The following is a 22,131-nucleotide window of genomic DNA, read 5'->3' as shown; positions in this document are numbered from 1 at the left end:
GTCGAATTTCGTAACATTTTGGTTAGAAATTCGACTTATTTTATATCTTTAATTTTCTGACAAGAATAGTCTATGAAACAATTATTTTTTACTTTACTATTTATTACTTCTCTTCCTTCGTTTGCCCAAGAAGGATGGACAATTGAAAAATGTATTGAATATGCTTCGAAAAATAATTTGACTGTTCAACAGAATACCATCAACCAAGAAATTTTTAATAAAAATTTAGAATTAACCTATAACGCTTGGTTGCCAACGGTTTCGGGTTATGTAGATACTAACTTTACAATCGGAACTTATAATCCAACAATAGAAAAGGGATATTATCAATTTGCGCATTCATTTGGCGTACAATCTAGCATCAATATTTACAATGGTGGAGTTGTTCAATTGAATAAAGACAAAGCTGCTTTGGAATTAGAAGCGTCGAAAGTACAAACTGCGATGACGATAAATGATATTTCGTTACAAGTTGCAAATTATTATTTGGCGGTTTTATTGAACAAAGAATTGAAACAAGTTGCAGTAGGAAATCTAACTATTTCGAAACAATTATTGGATCAAAATCAAAAGAAATTCAAAGCTGGTTCAGTAGCTCAATCTGTTGTTGCTCAATCTGAATCTGAAGTCGCGACAAATACACGTGAAGTGGTAAATGCACAAATCGAAATAGAGCGTGCATTGTTCAATTTAGCGATGTTGTTGCAATTAAATGATTACCGAAATTTTGCTGTAACTGATGTCAAAATTCCAGATAATGTAACGTCTCAATTGTATAATTTGGATGATGTGGTAGAAACGGCTTATCAAAATCAGCCTTCTGTAAAACATGCCGAATTGCAAATTGATGTTGCTGCGAAAGAAACTCAAATCGCGCGAACTTCATTATTTCCAAAAGTGACAGGAAGTTTCAATTTCGGAACGAATTATCTACAATATTTCAATAAAAGATTACGTCAAGATGCATTATTAGAGCAATTAGGACATAATGTAACAGGCGTTTTTGGAGTTGGTGTGAGTATTCCAATTTGGAATCAATATTCCTATAAAATTAATATTCAGAAAGCATTAATCAACGAGGATTTAGCAAAAGTTGATCTTTTACAATCGAAACAAGATGTGTTGAAAAACGTTCAGTCGGCTTATTTCGAATTAAATAGTTCGTTTGCGTCATATGAATCATCGAAAGAAGCGGTAAAATATGCGAAAATTTCATACGATTTTGCGCAAAAATCTTACAATGCTGGAGTTATTAATCAATATGATTTTAACCGTTCGCGTAATGACATGATGGTTGCAGAATCGCAAATGTTGCAAGCGAAATACAACTACATTTTCAAACAAAAAGTATTAGATTTCTATGCTGGCGTTCCTATTACGTTGGAAGGGAAATAAAAGTTAAATAAAGCTTATGAAAAATATATTTTTATTGTTCTTATTCAGTTTTTTATCGTGTTCAAAAATAGATGAGGTTAAAGATAATACTATTCAGAAAGTAAAAAATAAAGCATCAACTACGACTGAAGTTGTGTGGAAAAAAGGTATTGACAAACTATTTCAAAATACTACAGCTATTAATTCCATTAAATTAGGAGATGTTTATGATAAAGGTTTAATATTTGAAATTAAAAATCAAAAAGGGGTTAAAATAGATTTTTTAGGAGGTTTTTATCAATGCTTTTTTAAATATCAATCAGATAAAAATGATTTATTCAAATTTTTAAATGATTTGAAAACAGATAAAGCTGACATTTCGGATAATGAATTAATGAAAACAAATGAAGTTACAATTTTAGAGAAAATAAATTTTATCAAGAGTAAATTTCCTGAAATATATAATAAACTTGATTTTTTTACAGAATTTAATAATATAGGAGAATTAGAATATTATCAAATTGCGAAATATCCTCATTATAATATCCTTATATATGATAAATCAAATAATACTTTTTATCATTTCGTAGAAAATTATCAGGATTAACTCCATTTCCGATAGAAAATCATCTTATCAAACATAAATCATCTAACTTTCGTGATGTATCTTTGCAGCATGGCAACAATCTTAAATTTAGAAACTTCAACAAAAAATTGTTCGGTTTCGATTGCTAAAGATGGCGTTCAACTATGTTTGGTTGAAGAAAGTGATGAAAATTATGCACATGGCGAAAAACTGAATCAGTTTGTGGATTGGTGTGTGGAAGGAGCGCAAATAAATTGGAAAGATATCGAGGCGGTTTGTGTATCAAAAGGTCCAGGTTCTTACACAGGTTTGCGTATTGGCGTTTCGTCTGCCAAAGGTTTTGCATATGGATCTGATATTCCACTTATGGCAATTAATTCGTTGCAAATTTTGGCGGAATCACAATTAAATCAAGAGATAGATTATATTATTCCAATGATTGATGCAAGACGAATGGAAGTCTATACAGCTTTGTTTGATAAGCAAGGAAATCAGTTGACAGAAACTGAAGCGAAAGTAATCGACGAAACTTCTTTTGAAGAATTGAAAGGAAAGAAAATTATTTTTGTGGGTGATGGAGCTGAAAAATGTCAAGAAGTTTTAGCACATTTGGATGCTACGTTTATACAAACTTTTCCATCGGCAAAGGATATGATTCGTGTTGCGGAAGAAAAATTTAATCAAAAATCATTTGAAGATGTTGCGTATTTCGAGCCATATTATTTGAAGGATTTTGTGACTGGAAAAAAGAAATCTGAATAAAATAAAAGATATAATTTATGAAAAATCTTGTGTTAACAATCGCTTCATTATACGGAATGACCGCGGTTATATTAGGCGCTTTCGGAGCTCATGCGTTCAAGAAAATTTTACCTTCCGAAAAATTAGCAAGTTTTGAAGTAGGGGTACGTTACCAAATGTATCACGCAATTGTTTTGTTAGCTGTTGGAATGTATTTTCAATTTAATAACGGATTAGAACGCTCAGCTGCTTGGTGTTTAATTGCCGGAACATTTGTTTTTTCTGTAAGTATCTATTTATTGTCATTCGCAGAACATTGGAATGCAAACCTTAAATTTTTAGGACCAATTACGCCACTTGGAGGATTATTCATGATTATCGGTTGGGGTTTATTGGCTTGGATTTTTATGAAAGGAAAAATATAATAAAAAAGACACTTTATAAAGTGTCTTTTTCTATTTTTAATCTTTACCATTTATCATTTTAGAAACAATTCCAGAATTTTTATTGACTTCATCGATAATAACTCCAATGAGATGAATAAGAAAAAAGATAGGAAACCAATAAATTGCAGTTTTATGCAGTTCTTCCATTGGGTCTTTGTAAGTTCCATTTCCCCACATTAAATAAAATCCTGTCACAATATTAATTAGCATTAACAAATAGAAAATCATATAAATTATTCCCTGAAACTTTTCGGATGTTGAATGACTTTCAAAGGATTAGGAAATCGGATTCCCTTTACCAGCATATAAACAATTCGGACAGCAAAAAGACCTAAAGCGATATAAGCAAATATTTCGTGCCATTGCCACATTGGTTCTAAAGAACTTCTTCCAATTGTTTTTAAAGTAGCGTCAGAAATGTTTAAACCTTCTTTTGAAACTTCATTGGTAATTAAAGCAGAAAGATTTTTCTTGCTCATCCATTCCATTCTCAAAAAACCAGTTAAGAAAAGCATTATCATCGATATTCCGATTGTCCAATGTAATAATCGATGAGTTAAAGTAAACTTTTTCATAATTTATAGTGATTAAAAAAACCTCTCTAAATTGAGAGGTTTTTGTTGTATTTTTTTTATTCAAAATCGTCTTCCGTGAATTCGAATTCTTCAAATGTACATTCTATTTCGAAAGGAATATCTTTTTCAGATTCTTCTACAAAATCTTGCACTTCACCTTTCCAATTCAAGGTCAAAATTCCTTTGTCATTCACACTAAAAGTTAATTCGTTGTTTACCGTTTCGTAATCTTCTTCCGAAACATTCAACGTTGTGTAATATACTTCCACAGTTTCACCTTCTTCGTCTTCTTCCTCGGCAAAACCGTAAGGAATAGAAACTTTTTTACCGTTTAATTCCTCCACAGATTCTACATCCAAAGGAAAATCATCAATAAATAAAGAAAGTTGAGGAAAATCGTTTTGTAACGAATCGCCTTCTACGTGTTCTAAGTCATCAGTCGAATGTATTTCGACCAACAAACATTTTTTATTTCCTTGAAAAACGACTTTGCATAACGATTTTTCAATATTATAATTAAATGTTTCATCCGGATGGAAGAACTTAATTGTTTTCATTGTTTTGTTAATGTATGTTATTAATTATGAGTACGAATATAATTAAGTTCAATTAATTATCACAAAAAAAATGAGAGAAATTATATTTTTTCACCTCTAAAACAAAAAAGCCATCTATCTAAGATAAATGGCTTCTATTATTTTATGAATATTCAATTCGATTATTTTGCAGCTTCTTCAGTTGCAGCAGCTGGTTTAGCTGATAAATCTACTTGTAATAAAACTTCGTCTTTTACAATAGATCCTCCACCACCTGTGAAAACAATTCCGAAATCTTTACGGTTAATTCCGAATTCTTCAGATTTGATTGTTACACCATTCGCATCAACAGTTACATTAGCTTTGAAAGTTACATTTTTAGGAACTCCGCGGAAATCTAAGTTTCCAGAAATTTCTGAATTGTAATCTCCACCTTCTAAAGCTTTAACTCCTGTAATTTCGAAAGTTGCAGTTGGGAATTTTTCAACGTCTAAGAAATCAGCAGATTTTAAGTGTCCGTCTAATTTTCCTTTGCTTTCTGCATCAGCATCTAAATCTTTAGATTCGAAAGAAGCAAAATCAGCAACAAATTTCCCTGATTCTAAAACTCCATCGTGTACTTTTACAGAACCTTCTTTTAATTTTACAACTCCGTAGTGACCTTCTTCTGGTTTGTTGATATCGTCAAAAGTTTTTCCACCTTTCCAATTTACAACAGATGCAGTTGTATCAACAGCATATTCTGCCGCTCCTTCAGTTGATGTTGCTCCTTCTTGAGCTTCAGTTGCAGCTTTAGTTTCAGTTTTTCCTCCACAAGAAGTTAATGCAACAGCAGAAACAACAGCCAATCCTAAGAATAATTTTTTCATATTGCTTTTTTTAATTTTTTCTTTTACAAAACTATAATATAAATTAATAGTTGATATTGATTTATATCAATAAATGAAATAATTAAACAATTATTTCATATTGAATAAATCTAATACCTTAGCCAAACATAAGAAAAATTATTCAATCGTGCTAAACGTAAAACAACTCAGTTATAATTATCCTGATTTCGAAGAAAAAGTACTCGATAACATCAATTTTGCAGTTAACAAAGGCGAAGTGATAAGTATTATCGGAGAAAGTGGAAGTGGAAAATCAACTTTACTGAAATTGATTTATGGTTTGCTAGATTTTAAAGAAGGAGAAATTTACTATCATACTAAGAAATTACGTGGTCCTGCTTATAATTTGATTCCAGGTCATAAAATGATGAAATACGTAGCGCAAGATTATGATTTGTTAGATTTTGTGACTGTTGGTGAAAATGTCGGAAAATTCTTAAGCAATTTTGATTTAGAACTTAAGCAACAACAAATTGACGAAGCGTTAATGGTGGTTGAAATGTTAGACTTTAAACATATTTTTCCAAATAAACTGAGTGGAGGTCAACGACAGCGTGTGTCTATTGCGCGAGCTTTGGCACAACAACCCGAAATTTTGTTGTTGGATGAACCTTTTTCTAATTTAGATCAAACATTAAAATTAACCATTCGAGAAAAAATTATGGATTGGTGCAAGGTGCATCAAATTACAGTGATTTTTACAACGCATGATTTGAATGATGCTTTTTATACTTCGGATAAAATTTTAGTTTTGCAAAACGGAAAAATGATTCAGTTTGATGAGGTCGAGAATGTGCGAAATTCTCCTGCGACAGCTTATGTGGCCAAACTTTTTGGTTATGTAAATGTGTTGGATGATTCGCAAGCTTTAGGAATTGATTCGTCTAAAATTGTGATTTATCCAGAAGAAATTACAATTTTTGAAAATGGAAAATTTGAAGGAAAAGTAATTTCATCAAAATTTCAGGGAAGAGATTATTTGGTAAGATTTACATTCAAAAACATTGAATTGTTGATTTATTCTTCTCAAAAATTAATGAAAGATGAGTTGATACATTTTGAAGTTATAAAATTTCATCAATTATGCATTTAGAAAGTTTACAAGTAACGGAATTGTGTAGCGAACGATTAATTTTGATGCCGTTCACGATTTCCATTTGCGAAAATATATTACAGAATAATTATACCGAATTAGAACAATTAAATTTAGTTAGAGGAAAAGGTTGGCCAGATGCAGATGTAATAGAAACATTGCCTCGAATTATTGTAAACTTGTCTAAAGTTGACGCACCAACAGGTTTCGAATCGTGGATGATTATCAAGAAATCAACACGAGAAATAATTGGTGACATTGGTTTTAAAGGTTATAATTTTGTTGGAAGAAGTTGTGATATTGGTTATGGAATTATCGAAGCAGAAAGAAAACAAGGTTTTGCCGTTGAAGCAGCTGCGGAATTGATAAATTGGGCATTTACAAAAGAAACTTTAGAAGAAGTAACCGCTTGTTGTTTGATAGAAAATATTGGTTCAACGAAACTTTTGACAAAACTAAATTTCTCTGAATTGAGTCGAGATTCAACTATGATTTATTGGTCGTTGTTGAGAGAAAATAAATTGAGTTAAAAATAGATTCTTCGACAAGACCGGAATGACAATCAGATATAAAAAAAAGCGAGGTTCAAATTTTGAGCCTCGCTTTTTTTAATTATTTATTCAACAAAAAGTTCAAAACCTCTGCTGTAAAATCTTTCGGATTTTCAGCATGTAACCAATGTCCTGCATTTGCAATTTTCTTGATTTTCGCATTTGGAAAACGCTCTTTGATAATCATTCCATCTTCTGGCATAATGTAATTTGAATTTGCACCACCCAAAAATAAAGTTGGACCATCAAATTCTCCTTTCAACAATTCAGAACCAATCATTTCTTGATAAAATTTATCCAAAATATCTAAATTGAATCGAAAAGCATATTTACCATTCTCGGCGTGGTAAACGTTTTTCAATAAAAATTGTCGCACACCAATTTCAGGAATATATTGTTCTAAAGTCGTTTCTACATCTTTTCGAGTTTCAACTTGATCAAAATTGACAGATTTCAACGCTTTGAAAATCGCATTATGATGAGGTTGATACGCTTTTGGTGCCATATCCACAACAATCAAATGATCTAATCTATTTTGATGAATCATCGCAAAATCAATCACAATTCTTCCGCCAAGCGAATGTCCCAACAAATGTGCTTTTTCGATAGAATTTGCATCCATATAATTCACAATATCTTGCGTCATTGCTGCTAAAGAAGAATCTTCGCTATGAAAACTACGTCCATGATTACGTAAATCAATCAAATGCGTTGTAAAATATTCGCCAAAATGTTTTCCTAATGTGCTCCAATTATCCAATTGCCCGAATAATCCATGAAAAACCAACAAATGTTTTTCACCAGAACCGACAATTTTGCTATGTAAGATTTTTATCATTTTTTACAAATTAGCTAATTCAATTTTACGTAAATACGCTTGTATCGTATTTTCTAAACCTAAATATAAAGCTTCAGAAATTAACGCGTGTCCAATAGAAACTTCTGCAATTGTTGGAATTTCGCGAATAAAATATTCAATATTATCCAAACTTAAATCGTGTCCAGCATTTACAGCCAATCCATTTTCGATTGCTAATTTTGCTGTTTCTTTATAAGGATTAATCGCTTCAAGATTTCCTAAACCGTATTGCGTCGCAAATTCTTCTGTGTACAACTCGATTCGATCAGCACCAGTTTTCGCAGCACTTTCAATTAAAGTAGGATTTGGATCTAAGAAAATAGAAGTTCTGATTCCAGCATTTTTAAACGTTTTAATCACATCTGTTAAATAATCAAAATGTTTGATTGTATCCCAACCAGCATTTGATGTAATCGCATCTTCTGCATCAGGAACTAAGGTAACTTGTTCTGGTTTTGAGTTTAAAACCAATTCCATAAAACTATCAATCGGTTTTCCTTCAATATTAAATTCAGTTGTTACAACAGGTTTCAAATCGTAGACATCTTGGTAACGAATATGACGTTCGTCTGGACGCGGATGAATCGTAATTCCTTGTCCTCCGAATTCCTGAATTTTGATTGCCGCTTCTACAAGATTTGGCGTATTTCCACCACGCGCATTACGAATTGTAGCAATTTTATTTATATTAACACTTAATTTAGTCATGATTTTATATTATAATTTTTTTATATCAGAAAGCGAAATGCTTTGCATAATTTCTAAGTCAAATTTACGACAAGCTGTTAGCAAATGATCGAAAATATCAGACTGAATTCTTTCAAACTCCAAATTGCTTGCCGAAGTTGTAAAACATCCAATTTCTAAGGGCATTCCAAGCGGAGAAACAGGTAATTGTTTTACGATAATTGGATCATTTTGCGAAACTGTTTTCAAACTTTTTAAATAATGTTCAACATAAATTCTAAAAACACCAATATTGGTTAAGTTTTTACCATTAATATCTAAATCAGAATTTTCAATGTTTTGATTATAGATAGAGATTTCGTGACGTTTTTGTTGAATATAATGATGAATTAAAGTAATATTTTCGAAACGATTTAACATTTCTTCGTTACAAAACTGAAACGAATTTACATTAAACGAAACTGAACGTTTTATTTGACGTGTTCCAGTCGCCAACATCGCCATATGATTGGTTACCTGAGATGAAACCAAATCTACAGTAGGAACCGTTGCAATAGATTTATCAAACTTCTCAATTTTCACCAAATTGATGTTAATTTCTTTTACTATTCCTTCAATATCGCCTTTGGAAACGGTAATCCAATCGCCAACTTTTACAATTTTAGAATAGGAGATTTGCAAACCAGAAACAAATCCGAAAATTGCATCACGAAAAATCAATAAAACAGCTGCGGTTAAAGCTCCGAGAACGGTAATAATTGTGTTTTTATCAACCGTAAACAAAATCATTATTCCAGAAATAATCGCAAAAAATGTGATAATAAACTTCAACATTTGCCCAAAAGTTCGCACTCCAACTGTTGTATAACTATTTTCTTCGTTGTACACATCAATAATTGTATTGATAACTCGGAAAATAAGTTGCGTAAAAACGATTAATGAAATAAGTTGTGTAATGCGTTGAACAACATGAAAAATATTTCCTTCATTCTTGAACAAAATAACATTCATGCTTAATGCAAAACTGATTGGAATGAGATGAATAGCTGAAACAAAGACTTTGTTTTTGTACAAAAACTTCAACCAATCGTTTTCGGTGAAATTTTTCAGTTTTTTTAGAAGCGGAAGAATAATAGCTCTTAGCACAAAATCTAACACAAAAAGAATAGCTATCCAAGAGACAATTTCTAAGAAATTAAAAAGATTTTCAGACAAATCAATTTTGAAATATTGATTGAAAAAAAATTTTACACCATCAGAAAATTCTTCATAAAAAGATTTATCTTGCATAAGCTGTTAATTGAGTTTAAATAGATTTGTTTGTGCAAAGTTACAGTTTTAAAAATACTAAAATAATGGATAACGATAGTATACTAAATCTTATTAGTGGAATTTTATTGGTTGTTGGTTTGGTCGGAACTGTTTTGCCAGTTTTACCAGGAGCACCTTTGGCATTGGTCGGATTATTGGTTTTCAAATTCAGTGGTGATTGTAGTTACAATTGGGGAACGATAATTATTGCAGGACTTTTTGTGTTATTAGGTGCGCTTTTAGATTATTTATTACCAGCTTACATGACCAAAAAATTAGGTGGAACCAAATACGGAATTTGGGGATCTATTATCGGATTAATCATCGGATTATTTTTTCCACCAATTGGTTTTATTGTAGGTCCTTTTCTGGGAGCATTATTAGGCGAATTAATTTTTACTGCGGCTTCGCCAAAAGTTGCATTAAAATCTGCTTTCGGATCTTTTGTAGGATTTATTTTAACAACAGGTTACGACATTATTTTAACGTTAATATTTATCGGAATATTTGTATATCAATTGATGAATTAATCAGATTAAATGGTTGAAATTAGGTCAATAAAAAAAAATGACCTATATTTGCAAAGAATTTAAAGGAATAAATGGAGGAGGGCTGGTTATAGCTCTCTTTTTCGTTGTATATGGATTCAAGTAAAGTAAAACAGCTGATAGACGAAGCAATTGCGGAAAATCCGTCATTGTTTCTTATCGATTGGAAAATCACTCCAGATGATAAAATTGTAATTTTAGCAGATGGAGACGAAGGTCTTTCAGTCGAAGAAATTGTAAGAATAAGCCGACATGTAGAGCATAATCTTGATAGAGAAGAATGTGACTTTGCATTAGAGGTTTCCTCTCCTGGTGTAGGAAGTAACCTAACCATGCCACGTCAATTTGCCAAAAATGTAGGAAGAACTTTAGAAGCTACATTAAGCGACAAAGTGATGGAAGGCGAAATTGTAGAAGCCGATGAAGAAGGTGTTACAATTTTTTGGGAAGCACGCGAACCAAAACCTGTAGGAAAAGGAAAAATTACAGTAGAACACGAAGAAAAAATAAATTACGCTGACATTAAGAAAGCGATTATAAAAGTCACCTTTTAAAAAAATTAAAGTTTAATGGACAATCTTGCATTAATTGAATCTTTTGGAGATTTTAAAGACGATAAGAACATCGACCGTATTACGCTGATGGCAATCTTAGAAGAAACCCTGAAAAGTGTTTTGAAAAAGAAATATGGTACAGATGATAACTTTGATATTATTGTAAATCCTGATAAAGGAGACTTAGAGATTTGGCACAACCGTATCGTTGTAGAAGACGGTTTCTCAGAAGACGACGCAACAGATATCGAATTATCTGAAGCACGTAAAATTGAGCCAGATTTTGAAGTAGGTGAAGAAGTATCGGAAAAAATTCCGATCGAAGCATTAGGTCGTCGTGCAATTTTAACTTTACGCCAAACATTGGTGTCTAAAGTAATGGAGCATGATAATTCTAATTTATACGAAAAATTTAAAGGTTTAATCGGAGAAGTAGTTACGGGAGAAATCCATTATGTACGTCACAAACAAGTGATTATAATGGATGACGAACAAAACGAAATGATTTTACCAAAAGAAAATCAAATACCATCAGATTTTTTCAGAAAAGGAGATACATTACGTGCTGTTGTAGATGACGTAAAATTGAGAGGAGCAAAACCTCAAATTATTTTATCTAGAACATCACCAAAATTCTTAGAGAAATTATTTGAACAAGAAATTCCAGAAATTTTAGACGGATTAATTACAATCAAAAATGTAGTTCGTATCCCTGGAGACAAAGCAAAAGTTGCAGTAGAATCTTATGATGATCGTATCGATCCAGTAGGAGCTTGTGTCGGAATGAAAGGATCTCGAATCCATTCAATTGTACGCGAATTACGTAACGAGAATATCGACGTAATTAACTACACAAATAACATGAGTTTGTTTATTCAACGTGCTTTAAGCCCAGCTAAAATTTCGAATATCGAAATTAATGAAGAAGAAAACAAAGCCTTAGTTTACGTAAATGCAGACGAAGTTTCGAAAGCAATTGGTAAAGGAGGTTACAATGTTCGTTTAGCTTCTAAATTAGTTGGAATGGAAATTGATATTTTCAGAGAAGGAGCCCAAGACGAAGACGTAGAATTATCAGAATTCTCAGACGAAATCGATGCGTGGGTAATCGATGCATTTAGTGCTATCGGGTTAGATACTGCCAAAAGTATTTTAGAACAAGATGTTGATGATTTAATTAAACGTACGGATCTAGAAGAAGAGACGATCTTAGACGTAATCCGTGTGTTAAAAGAAGAGTTTGAAGATTAATTCATACTCAAGTCATAAACAATTCATACATTTGCAAACATTAAAATAAGAGATTAGCTTCATATGTCGGAAACAATAAGATTAAGTAAAGTATTAAAAGAATTAAATATATCAATAGATAGAGCTGTTGATTTTTTAGAAGGGAAGGGTACAACAGTAGAAAAAAATCCGAACTCTAAAATCGACGTGCCAACTTACGATATTTTAGTTAATGAGTTCCGATCTGATGCTAAACAAAAGCAAGCTTCCGGTGAAGTAGTCATTAACAAAATTTCAGATATCAAAGCCGCTGAGAAAAAAGAAGCAGAGGCAAAAGCTGCAACTGAAAAACCAGTAGAAAAGAAACCTGAAATCATTGAAACGACGAAAGTTGAATTGGAAGGACCAAAGACTGTTGGAAAAATAGACTTAGATGCTTTGAAACCTAAAGCCAAAGTAGAAAAACCTGCGGCAAAAGAAGAGGTGAAGAAAGAAGAAATCAAGAAAGAGGAGGCACCAAAAGCTGAACCTAAAACTGAATCAAAAGAGGAACCGAAAGGACCGAAAGTGATAAAAGTTATTGATCTTGATAAAATAAATAATACAGGTAAACCTAAAAAGCAAGATTCTCCAGCTCCTAAAAAAGAGCAAGCAGAACCTAAAAAGGCGGAAGCACCGAAGGCGGAAGTTAAAAAAGAGGTGAAGAAAGAAGAACCTAAAAAGGTGGAAGAGGTTAAAAAGCCTGAAATAAAAACGGAAGCGAAGCCTGAAGTGAAGAAAGAAGAAATTGAAGAAGTAGCAGCAGTTGAACCTCAAAAAATTGAAACTGTCTACACAAAATTAGATGGACCTAATTTTACAGGTGCAAAGATTGACTTATCTAAATTTGATAAGAAAAAAACTGACGATAAAAAAGGGAATCAAAAAGGTGCTAATAACGCTGCTGACAAGAAAAAGCGCAAACGTATCCAGAAAAACGTTAAACCAGAAGATGTAGCAAAAGCTGGAGAAAACGGAGGAAACAATAATAATCGTCAAGGTGGTAACAACAACCACGGAGGAAATAATAATAACCGCCAAGGTGGTAATAACAACCATGGAGGAGGAAATAATAACAACCGTCAAGGAGGTCAAGGACAAGGAGGAAATCGCCCAGGAGGTCAAGGTGGAAATCGTCAAGGTGGTGGAAACTTTAGAGGTGGAAACAACCGTGGACCAAGAGTTCCTCAAGTAGAACTTTCTGACGAAGATGTTAAAAAACAAATTAAAGACACTTTAGATAAACTTACTAACAAAGGAAAAGGATCTAAAGGGGCTAAACACAGAAGAGACAAACGTAAAGAACGTCGTGAGTTTGCTGAGCAAGAGCAAGAAGCAATAGACATGGACAAAACTTTACATGTAACAGAATTTGTAACGGTTAACGAATTAGCTTCGTTAATGGATGTTTCTGTTACAGAAGTTATCTCTGCATGTATGTCATTGGGAATCATGGTTACCATGAACCAACGTCTTGAAGCGGATACAATTCAATTAGTTGCAGATGATTTCGGATTCGAAGCAGTATTTGCTAATGCTGAAGAAGAAATCTCAACTGAAGAAGAAGAAATCGATAACGAAGAAGATTTAGTAACTCGTGCGCCAATTGTAACTGTAATGGGACACGTTGACCATGGTAAAACATCTTTATTAGATTATATTCGTAAAGCAAACGTAATTGCTGGTGAGTCTGGAGGTATTACACAACACATTGGTGCGTATAACGTAACATTGCCAAGTGGTAAGCGTGTAGCGTTCTTAGATACACCAGGTCACGAGGCCTTTACAGCGATGCGTGCTCGTGGTGCTCAAGTAACGGATATTGCAATTATTGTAATTGCGGCCGATGACCAAATCATGCCACAAACACGTGAAGCAATTTCTCACGCTCAAGCAGCTGGAGTACCAATGGTATTCGCTATCAATAAGGTTGATAAACCAGCAGCTAACCCAGAAAAAGTAAAAGAGCAATTAGCTCAAATGAACTTATTAGTTGAAGACTGGGGTGGTACTTACCAATCTCAAGAAATCTCGGCTAAATCTGGTTTAGGAGTAGAAGATTTATTAGAAAAAGTATTATTAGAAGCTGAGGTATTAGACCTTAAAGCGAATCCAAAACGTAAAGCATCTGGTACAGTTGTAGAAGCTGCATTAGATAAAGGACGTGGATATGTTTCGACAATTATTGTACAAACAGGTACATTACACATCGGAGATTATGTATTAGCAGGATCTCACCATGGTAAAGTTCGTGCAATGTTAGATGAGCGTGGTAACAATATCAAAGTTGCTGGACCATCAACACCAGTTACGATATTAGGATTAGCGGGTGCGCCAACAGCAGGTGATAAGTTCAAAGTTTACGAAGATGAACGCGAAGCGAAACAAATTGCAACTCGTAGAGATCAATTACAACGTGAGCAAACTATTCGTACACAAAAACATATTACACTTGATGAGATTGGACGTCGTATTGCTTTAGGAGACTTCAAAGAGTTGAATATTATCTTGAAAGGGGACGTGGATGGTTCTGTAGAAGCATTGACAGACTCTTTACAAAAACTTTCGACAGAAGAAATTATTGTTAACATCTTACACAAAGGAGTTGGACAAATTACAGAATCTGACGTATTATTAGCTTCTGCTTCAGATGCGATTATTATTGGATTTAATGTTCGTCCTGGTGGATCTGCTCGTGATATTGCAGAAAAAGAAGAAGTTGAAATTAGAACATACTCAATTATCTATGCTGCGATCGAAGAGATCAAAGAAGCGATGGAAGGAATGTTATCTCCAGAGTTGAAAGAGCAAGTAACAGGTAATATTGAGGTTCGTGAAACATTCAAAGTAACGAAAGTTGGTACTATTGCCGGATGTATGGTCTTAGACGGTAAAGTTTATAGAAACTCTAGTATTCGTATCATTCGTGATGGAGTTGTGATTCACGATGGTGAATTAGCTTCATTGAAACGTTTCAAAGATGATGTGAAAGAAGTTAGTAAAGGTTACGAATGTGGTCTTAACATCAAAAACTTCAACGACATTCAAGTAGGTGACATTATCGAAGCTTACGAAACTGTAGAGGTTAAAAAGAAATTGAAATAATCAATTCTCAACAAATATTTTAGAAAGGAGCTCAATTTGAGCTCCTTTTTTTATGAAATTTTATTTAATAAAAATCAATACTCTACTTATTATATAGAATTATATTCTATTATTAGTTTTATTTTTAGAATAGAATTTTTGTTTAACATTAATTTAAAGTTTTCTTTTATTTTATTTAAAAACGACTTGTTTTATATTCTATAAAGTCTATAAATTTGCTAGACTTTAAAATTGTAAATATGAACAAGAAATTATACTCACTCAAAAAAATATTTTTTCTCACTGCTCTTTTTGGTGGAACATTTTTATTTGCTCAAACCAAAGTTACAGGTACGGTTGAAGATGTAAATGGACCAATCGATCAAGCAACGGTTAATGTAAAAGGAACGAATATCACGACAACAACAGATGCAGATGGTTTATATCAACTAACGTTAGAACCAGGGAAGTATGAAATTATTGTTTCAAAAATAGGTGAGCCAACAACGACGCAAACAATTAATGTGCTTGATGAAAATGAAGTTTCTTTAGATTTCTTTTTACAATCAATCAATTCGGAGACTGATCTTAGCGAAGTTGTTTTAATTGGTTCGCGCGCAGTGGGACGTACACAATTAGATTCTTCAACGCCAGTTGATGTGATAGATATTAAAGAGGTTACAAAAGATGTAGGACAAGTTTCGTTGAATCAAATCTTAAATTATGTTGCACCATCTTTTAGTTCGAATACGCAAGTTATTTCTGATGGAACAGATCATATAGATCCTGCTTCTTTGCGCGGTTTAGGACCAGATCAAGTATTAGTTTTGATTAACGGAAAACGTCGTCATACAACATCATTGGTTAATATTAATGGTTCGTTTGGTAAAGGTTCTGTCGGTACAGATTTGAATGCAATACCAACTTCTGCAATTAAACGAATTGAAATTCTTCGAGATGGAGCCGCGGCTCAATATGGTTCTGATGCGATTGCAGGTGTGATTAATATTGTCTTGGAAGATTCGACAGATAAACTACGCGCGTCAATTTCGTATGGAGGAAATCTTTCGAAAAATGCAGAAGATAATTTTGATGGCGAAACTTTTCAAGCGAATGTGAATTATGGTGTAAAAGTTGGAGAAAAAGGAGGATTTGTAAATGTTGCAGGTTCTTACGACAAGCGTCAACCATTCAATCGTCAAAAAGAATTTACAGGAACAATTTTTTCAGATTATAATCGACCAGATTTATATCCAAATCCAACTGGAAAAGATATTACAGAGGAGGAATTAGCCCGCCGTGGAGAAACGCGTGCTGATTATGTTTCGCGTATTGGACAATCAAAAAATGAAGGAGGTGCGATTTTTATTAATTCACTTTTCCCAGTTTCAGATAAAACCGAAATTTATGCATTTGGAGGATTAAATTATCGTTTAGGAGAATCAGCAGCCTTTCGTCGTCAGCCTGCTCAGTTGCATCAAACTGTTGCGTCAATTTATCCAAATGGATTTTTACCATTGATTCAAACCAATAATTACGATCGCTCTTTAGCAGCGGGAATTCGTAGTGAAATTAACGGTTGGAAAGTTGATTTTTCGAACACATACGGAAATAATACCATCGATTTTGGAGTAAAAAATACAGTTAACGCATCGATGAAAGAATCTTCACCAACATCTTTTGAAGCTGGTGGATATCGTTTTACGCAGAATACAACCAACCTGGATTTTACGCGTTTTTTTGATGATGTTTTAGCTGGAATTAATGTCGCTTTTGGTGCAGAATTTCGTTATGAAAATTATCAAATTGTAGGAGGTGAAGAGTCATCTTATGCGAATTATGGTAAAGTTCGTCAAATTGGTGTAGACGGAAATGGAAAGCCAATTTATGTACAAGATTTTAATGGAAATATCAATACATTATTCGCTGTAAATGGTACTGCTTTAGCAGGTGGAGCGCAAGCTTTTCCAGGATTTTTACCAGCGAATGAAGTCAATGCAAATCGTCATTCTGTTGCGGCGTATTTAGATACTGAATTTAATTTTACGAAAGATTTCTTAGTGGCTGCTGCGTTACGTTATGAAGATTATTCAGATTTTGGTTCAACATTAAATGGAAAAATTTCGACTCGATACAAATTAGGAAACTATGTGTTGAGAGCCGCAGCAAGTACAGGATTTAGAGCGCCATCTTTACATCAATTATATTTTAGTGCAACATCAAGTTTATTCTTAGATGGAGCAATTTCTAATTCAGGAACTTTTACAAATGATAGTCGTGCTGCAAAATTATTAGGAATTCCACAATTGAACGAAGAAAAATCGAAATCAGTTTCGGCTGGAGCTACGGCAAATTGGGGAAAATTCAAATTGAGTGTTGACGGATATTTCATTAGAATTGATGACCGAATCATTTACACAGGATCTTTCACAGGAAGTAATGCAGCAAATGCATCAGCACAAGATAAAGAGATTTACGAATTATTGCAACAAGCAAATGCAACTTCAGCTCGTTTCTTCGCAAATGCAATTGATACCGAAACGAAAGGAATAGATGTTGTTTTGACGTATCAAGATCGTTTGGGAGCAGGAAAATTACGTGGAGATTTATCGGCGACTTTTAGCAAGACAAATGTTGTGGGTGATGTACATGCTTCCGATTTATTGAAAGGAAAAGAGTCTACTTATTTTGATCGTTCAAGTCGTATTTATTTAGAATCGGCTATACCTCGTACAAAAATTAATTTATCCATGAATTATTCATTGGATAAATGGAATGTTTACTTAAGAAACGTGTATTTTGGAGAAGTTGATGCAGCGACAAATACGGTGGCCGATTCGCAAACATTTAGCGGAAAAGTTGTAACAGATTTGAGTTTTGGTTATGCTTTCAACAAAAATATTTCGTTAACAATAGGAGCAAATAATTTGTTTGATATCTATCCTGATGAAACGAAAATTGGAGGAAATAGAGGAGCAGGATATTTTGTGTATTCACGTACTGGACAACAATTCGGAACTGGAGGACGCTTTGCTTTCGCTCGTTTATCATTAAGTTTATAATTTAAATAGTTTATATGTTTTACCAAATCTTTGTCGTAATTGATGAAGGTTTGGTATTTTTGTTTAAATCGATTTTATGAAAAAAATATCATTTATTATAGTTTCATTCTTCGCGATTATTCAGTTGAATGCGCAAGAATCTTACAAAAATGGAGCTGTTGTAACAGCTCATCCCGAAGCTTCAAAAGTTGGAGTTGAAATTCTAAAAAAAGGTGGAAATGCGATTGACGCTTCTATTGCAGTTCAGTTTGCGTTGGCGGTTGTTTATCCAAATGCAGGAAATATTGGTGGCGGTGGATTTTTGGTTTATCGTGATTCAAAAGGAAAGACCGATGCGTTAGATTATCGTGAAAAAGCACCTTTGAAAGCGAGTGAAGATATGTATTGGGACAAAAATGGAAATGCAATTACTGATCTTAGTTTGTATGGACAATTTGCTGCAGGAGTACCCGGAACAGTCGATGGAATGGTGAAAGCGCATGAAAAATATGGGAAATTAAATTGGAAAGAATTAGTTCAGCCAGCTATTAATTTAGCTCAAAAAGGATTTAAAATAACAAAACAACAAGCGAGCGAACTGACAAATAAGCATAATGATTTTGTAAAATATAATTCAAAAACGAATGCTTTAACGTCTAAATCATCTTGGAAAGAAGGAGATTTGTTGGTTCAAAAAGATTTAGCAAATACATTAAAATTAATTCAACAAAAAGGTCGTGCTGGTTTTTATGAAGGAAAAACGGCTGATTTAATAGTGAAAGAAATGAAACGCGGAAACGGAATTATTTCGCACGAAGATTTAAAAGAATATCAATCGGTTTGGAGAACGCCAGTTTCTGGAAATTATAAAGGTCTTAAAGTGATTTCGATGCCGCCGCCTTCAAGTGGAGGAATTGCATTGGTTTCGTTATTTCAATCAATCGAAGATTATCCAATCAACAAATGGGGATTTCAAGCAGATTCTACAATTCAAGTGATGGTAGAAGCAGAGCGTCGCGTTTATGCTGATCGCGCAGAGCATTTAGGTGATCCAGATTTTATAAAAGTTCCGCAAAAACAATTGTTGGATAAAAGTTATAATGTAAATCGAATGAAAGATTTTTCGTTTGATAAAGCAACACCAAGTTCAGCAATTAAAGCGGGAGAAATAATTGGTAAAGAGTCAATGGAAACAACGCATTATGTAATTGTTGACAAAGATGGAAATGCGGCTTCTGTAACGACTACTTTGAATAATTCCTATGGATCTTTGGTTGTAGTAGAAGGTGCAGGATTTTTGTTGAATGATGAAATGGATGATTTTTCTGTAAAACCAGGTACACCAAATTTATATGGTTTAGTTGGAGGAAAAGCTAATGCGATTGAACCTTCGAAAAGAATGTTAAGTTCGATGACGCCTTCTATTTTAGAGAAAGATGGTAAATTGTTTATGGTTGTGGGAACGCCAGGTGGCTCTACAATTATAACGTCAGTTTTTCAAGCCATCTTGAATGTTGTTGATTTCGGAATGACGATGCAAGAAGCTGTTGCAGCACCAAGATTTCATCATCAATGGTTGCCAGACCAAATCGATTATGAGCCAAATGCAATTTCAGAAAACGTTCGTGAATCGTTAAAACAAAAAGGTTATACATTGAAAGAACGTAAACCTTACGGGCGTGTGGAAGGAATTTTGGTCAACACTAACGGAACATATCAAGCTGGTGCAGATCCAAGAGGAGATGACAAAGCAGTGGGATATTAAGAAATACAAAAGGAACTCGATTCGAGTTCCTTTTGTATTTTTAAGAGAAAACTTTATGATAAAACGTCTTTAATTTCTGGATTTTTATCAAACTGCGCTTTTGCGAAAGGACATAAAGGAATTACTTTTATATTATTATTTCTTGTCCATTCAACCAATGCTAATAAAGCTTTTTTTCCTAAACCTTGTCCGCCATAAGTTTCGTCAACTTCTGTATGATCGATAATGATTTTATCATTACCAGCCCAAACGTAAGCCATTTCTCCAGCTTTTTTATCGCCATCTAAAACGACAAAAGCACCATTTTTCTTATCATCAATTTGTTTAATTTCCATCGAATATATTTTTAAGTTGAATATTTAATTTTCTAATGTACCAAATTTTCCGTTATTGTAATCGTCAAATGCCTCACGAATTTGATCTTGTGTATTCATTACAAACGGTCCGTATGATGCGATTGGTTCATTTAGAGGTTCTCCACTCAAAATTAGTACAATGCTATTTTCAGTTGCTTCGATTGTAAAATCTTCTCCTTCGTTAGTAAACAATAATAAATGATCTGTTGGAACAGTTTCTTGTTCATTCACTTTCACCTCACCTTCAATAACCAATAAAACGGTATTGTAATTTGCAGGAAAACTAAAATTCGCTTTTCCACCTTCATTCAATTTTGCATTCAACATATTAACAGGTGAAAAGGTAGATGCAGCACCTTTTGTTTGTTTATATTCACCAGCAATAACTTCTACAAATCCATTTTCTACTTCAACAGTTGGAATCTCTTTGTGTGTTATCGCCTGATATTTTGGAGTGCTCATTTTATCCTTTGCAGGAAGGTTTACCCATAATTGAACCATTTGAAAAATTCCACCTTGTTTGTAAAATTCTTCTGCATGATATTCTTTGTGTAAAACACCAGAAGCTGCGGTCATCCATTGTACATCTCCTTGGTGAATTGTTCCACCTCCACCAGCACTGTCATGATGAGAAACGCTACCTTGATAAGCAATAGTAACCGTTTCGAAACCACGGTGTGGATGCACGCCAACACCTTTTGGTTTGTCTGTTGCTGGAAAATTGAATTTAGAATTGTAATCTAACATAATAAATGGATCCATTCTTCTCATATCTAAATGATATCCACTTGGAATGAAGTTATGAACTCTAAAACCGTCTCCTACAAAATGTGGCTCTCTTGGCGCAATTACTGCTTCTATTTTTTTTGTATTCATAATGATTTTTTTATATGTTTTTATTTTTGTTATACAAATTTACGAAGCTAAATAGTTGATTATATTGATGTAGGTTAAGAAGTTGGTAACGTATTAATTAACATAGATTAATAATGTTTTTGTAAATTTTTATTATTGATTGAATGTTAAATTTATATTTAAAACTTTAATACATAGTTGTGATTTTGTTATAAGAGTTAAATACTTATTATTTATATAATTGTTTGGAAATTAATAGTAATATGAGAAAACATTTATTCATCATTCTTTTTGGAATTAGTTTTTATTTATTTGGACAAGAAAATACGTATCGTTTTTTGTATGATATCCACCAAGAAACAATTTTCAATGATGAAATGAAGAAAAATACACCAAAAGACTTTTTGCCAGAAATAGTAAACGCGTTTAATGAATCTTATGAGTTTGAAGTGTTAGCTTCTAAAAATTATTCTTTTGTCAAATTAATAGAGAAAGTAAAGAACTCTCAGAATGATGCGGTTCGAATTTATCCAGAACCAAATTGGTTACTAAACGATTTTGAACATAATAAATCATATGAGTTTGCTGAATATGGTGATACGTATGTGGTGGATTCTATTAAGATAGAAGGTTTGAAACCTACAAAGGAAATGAAAGAAATTTTAGGTTTACAAGCTAAGAAATTTATCTTCGAAAATGATGAGTTTTACTACGAAATCTGGTTAGCAAAAATGAATGGAATTACGGTAAGCCCTTATTATTTTCAGTTCAAAAACTTTGTTGTAGTAGAATTATTTAAGAAGTTTAAAAAAGTTGAAGAGGGTGGTGGAAAGATGGAAAAAAGATATTTTTTGAAAGAGATTAGTCAAGAGAAAAAGTCTACAGATTTTATTAAATTAATTCCTAAAAAAGTACTTACTCCAAAAGAACTTCAAGAGAAAATTGATAAAATTAATCAGATGAGTCAAAATAATGAAGTAGAGAAATAATAATTAAAAAAGCATCTCAAT

At 33.0% G+C, this 22,131-nt stretch carries 22 protein-coding genes; 13 read left to right on the top strand and 9 right to left on the bottom strand.

Translation table 11 applies throughout. From position 1 onward, the window contains the following. The first annotated feature begins 72 nt into the window (after positions 1-72). From G0Q09_RS02400 to G0Q09_RS02385, 4 genes are all read left to right on the top strand, one after another. The gene (locus G0Q09_RS02400) at positions 73-1,395 is read left to right on the top strand and encodes a TolC family protein (RefSeq protein WP_219033844.1); all 1,323 of its coding nucleotides are present in this window, start codon (positions 73-75) and stop codon (positions 1,393-1,395) included. Between the two features lie 16 nt (positions 1,396-1,411). Next, a complete protein-coding gene (locus G0Q09_RS02395; protein WP_219033843.1) occupies positions 1,412-1,981 on the top strand; it encodes a hypothetical protein in 570 nt (189 codons plus the stop codon). Between the two features lie 69 nt (positions 1,982-2,050). Next, on the top strand, positions 2,051-2,722 hold the full coding sequence (gene tsaB, locus G0Q09_RS02390) for a tRNA (adenosine(37)-N6)-threonylcarbamoyltransferase complex dimerization subunit type 1 TsaB (protein WP_125349897.1): 672 nt from the start codon (positions 2,051-2,053) through the stop codon (positions 2,720-2,722). Between the two features lie 17 nt (positions 2,723-2,739). Then, entirely contained in the window at positions 2,740-3,126 is a 387-nt protein-coding gene (locus tag G0Q09_RS02385; protein WP_219033842.1) for a DUF423 domain-containing protein, read from the top strand. A gap of 36 nt (positions 3,127-3,162) precedes the next feature. Here G0Q09_RS02385 and G0Q09_RS14935 read toward each other — a convergent pair whose 3' ends face one another. From G0Q09_RS14935 to G0Q09_RS02370, 4 genes are all read right to left on the bottom strand, one after another. Then, on the bottom strand, positions 3,163-3,357 hold the full coding sequence (locus tag G0Q09_RS14935; protein ID WP_257468028.1) for a cytochrome b/b6 domain-containing protein: 195 nt from the start codon (positions 3,355-3,357) through the stop codon (positions 3,163-3,165). A gap of 23 nt (positions 3,358-3,380) precedes the next feature. Continuing rightward, positions 3,381-3,722: a cytochrome b/b6 domain-containing protein gene (locus tag G0Q09_RS14930; RefSeq protein WP_257468027.1), complete on the bottom strand. Its 342-nt coding sequence runs from the start codon at positions 3,720-3,722 to the stop codon at positions 3,381-3,383. A 56-nt stretch (positions 3,723-3,778) separates the two neighbouring features. Continuing rightward, positions 3,779-4,279 carry a hypothetical protein gene (locus G0Q09_RS02375; RefSeq protein WP_038335039.1) on the bottom strand — a complete coding sequence of 167 codons (501 nt, stop codon included), beginning with the start codon at positions 4,277-4,279 and terminating at the stop codon, positions 3,779-3,781. Between the two features lie 161 nt (positions 4,280-4,440). Continuing rightward, the gene (locus tag G0Q09_RS02370) at positions 4,441-5,127 is read right to left on the bottom strand and encodes a YceI family protein (protein ID WP_038335041.1); all 687 of its coding nucleotides are present in this window, start codon (positions 5,125-5,127) and stop codon (positions 4,441-4,443) included. Between the two features lie 100 nt (positions 5,128-5,227). Between G0Q09_RS02370 and G0Q09_RS02365 the strand changes: the two genes are divergently transcribed. Continuing rightward, positions 5,228-6,241, top strand: a complete 1,014-nt coding sequence (locus G0Q09_RS02365) for an ABC transporter ATP-binding protein (protein ID WP_257468026.1) — start codon at positions 5,228-5,230, stop codon at positions 6,239-6,241. Next, a complete protein-coding gene (locus G0Q09_RS02360; RefSeq protein ID WP_219033841.1) occupies positions 6,232-6,771 on the top strand; it encodes a GNAT family N-acetyltransferase in 540 nt (179 codons plus the stop codon). Before G0Q09_RS02365 ends, G0Q09_RS02360 begins: the two co-directional genes overlap by 10 nt. Before the next feature lie 82 nt (positions 6,772-6,853). On the opposite strand, the gene G0Q09_RS02355 is transcribed toward G0Q09_RS02360, so the two are convergent. Genes G0Q09_RS02355 through G0Q09_RS02345 form a run of 3 tightly spaced genes read right to left on the bottom strand, consistent with a single transcriptional unit; the run spans position 6,854 to position 9,628 of the window. Next, positions 6,854-7,630: an alpha/beta fold hydrolase gene (locus G0Q09_RS02355; RefSeq protein WP_219033840.1), complete on the bottom strand. Its 777-nt coding sequence runs from the start codon at positions 7,628-7,630 to the stop codon at positions 6,854-6,856. Positions 7,631-7,633: 3 nt separating this feature from the next. After that, positions 7,634-8,359 (bottom strand): pyridoxine 5'-phosphate synthase, encoded by a 726-nt coding sequence (locus tag G0Q09_RS02350; protein WP_219033839.1) that lies wholly within the window; start codon positions 8,357-8,359, stop codon positions 7,634-7,636. Between the two features lie 9 nt (positions 8,360-8,368). After that, entirely contained in the window at positions 8,369-9,628 is a 1,260-nt protein-coding gene (locus G0Q09_RS02345) for a mechanosensitive ion channel family protein (protein WP_219033838.1), read from the bottom strand. Positions 9,629-9,693: 65 nt separating this feature from the next. Between G0Q09_RS02345 and G0Q09_RS02340 the strand changes: the two genes are divergently transcribed. The 6 genes from G0Q09_RS02340 to ggt all read left to right on the top strand — a co-directional run bounded on the left by G0Q09_RS02340 (position 9,694) and on the right by ggt (position 19,910). Next, positions 9,694-10,179, top strand: a complete 486-nt coding sequence (locus G0Q09_RS02340; protein ID WP_125350498.1) for a DUF456 domain-containing protein — start codon at positions 9,694-9,696, stop codon at positions 10,177-10,179. 110 nt (positions 10,180-10,289) lie between these two features. Continuing rightward, a complete protein-coding gene (gene rimP, locus G0Q09_RS02335) occupies positions 10,290-10,751 on the top strand; it encodes a ribosome assembly cofactor RimP (protein ID WP_219033837.1) in 462 nt (153 codons plus the stop codon). 15 nt (positions 10,752-10,766) lie between these two features. Then, positions 10,767-12,002, top strand: coding sequence for a transcription termination factor NusA (gene nusA, locus G0Q09_RS02330; protein WP_219033836.1), 1,236 nt, complete (start codon positions 10,767-10,769; stop codon positions 12,000-12,002). A gap of 63 nt (positions 12,003-12,065) precedes the next feature. Then, positions 12,066-15,125 (top strand): translation initiation factor IF-2, encoded by a 3,060-nt coding sequence (infB, locus tag G0Q09_RS02325; RefSeq protein ID WP_219033835.1) that lies wholly within the window; start codon positions 12,066-12,068, stop codon positions 15,123-15,125. Positions 15,126-15,364: 239 nt separating this feature from the next. Then, entirely contained in the window at positions 15,365-18,166 is a 2,802-nt protein-coding gene (locus G0Q09_RS02320; protein ID WP_125350495.1) for a TonB-dependent receptor, read from the top strand. A gap of 76 nt (positions 18,167-18,242) precedes the next feature. After that, a complete protein-coding gene (ggt, locus tag G0Q09_RS02315; RefSeq protein WP_219033834.1) occupies positions 18,243-19,910 on the top strand; it encodes a gamma-glutamyltransferase in 1,668 nt (555 codons plus the stop codon). 53 nt (positions 19,911-19,963) lie between these two features. On the opposite strand, the gene G0Q09_RS02310 is transcribed toward ggt, so the two are convergent. Continuing rightward, on the bottom strand, positions 19,964-20,245 hold the full coding sequence (locus G0Q09_RS02310) for a GNAT family N-acetyltransferase (protein WP_219033833.1): 282 nt from the start codon (positions 20,243-20,245) through the stop codon (positions 19,964-19,966). Between the two features lie 24 nt (positions 20,246-20,269). After that, positions 20,270-21,142: a pirin family protein gene (locus G0Q09_RS02305; RefSeq protein WP_219033832.1), complete on the bottom strand. Its 873-nt coding sequence runs from the start codon at positions 21,140-21,142 to the stop codon at positions 20,270-20,272. Between the two features lie 242 nt (positions 21,143-21,384). Between G0Q09_RS02305 and G0Q09_RS02300 the strand changes: the two genes are divergently transcribed. After that, positions 21,385-22,110 carry a hypothetical protein gene (locus G0Q09_RS02300; protein ID WP_219033831.1) on the top strand — a complete coding sequence of 242 codons (726 nt, stop codon included), beginning with the start codon at positions 21,385-21,387 and terminating at the stop codon, positions 22,108-22,110. Positions 22,111-22,131 lie beyond the last annotated feature (21 nt).

Source organism: Empedobacter falsenii (genome assembly GCF_019308355.1).
Taxonomy (GTDB): domain Bacteria; phylum Bacteroidota; class Bacteroidia; order Flavobacteriales; family Weeksellaceae; genus Empedobacter; species Empedobacter falsenii_B.
Note: the sequence above shows the minus strand (reverse complement) of the source record. Positions and strands in the feature narration are given on the sequence as shown.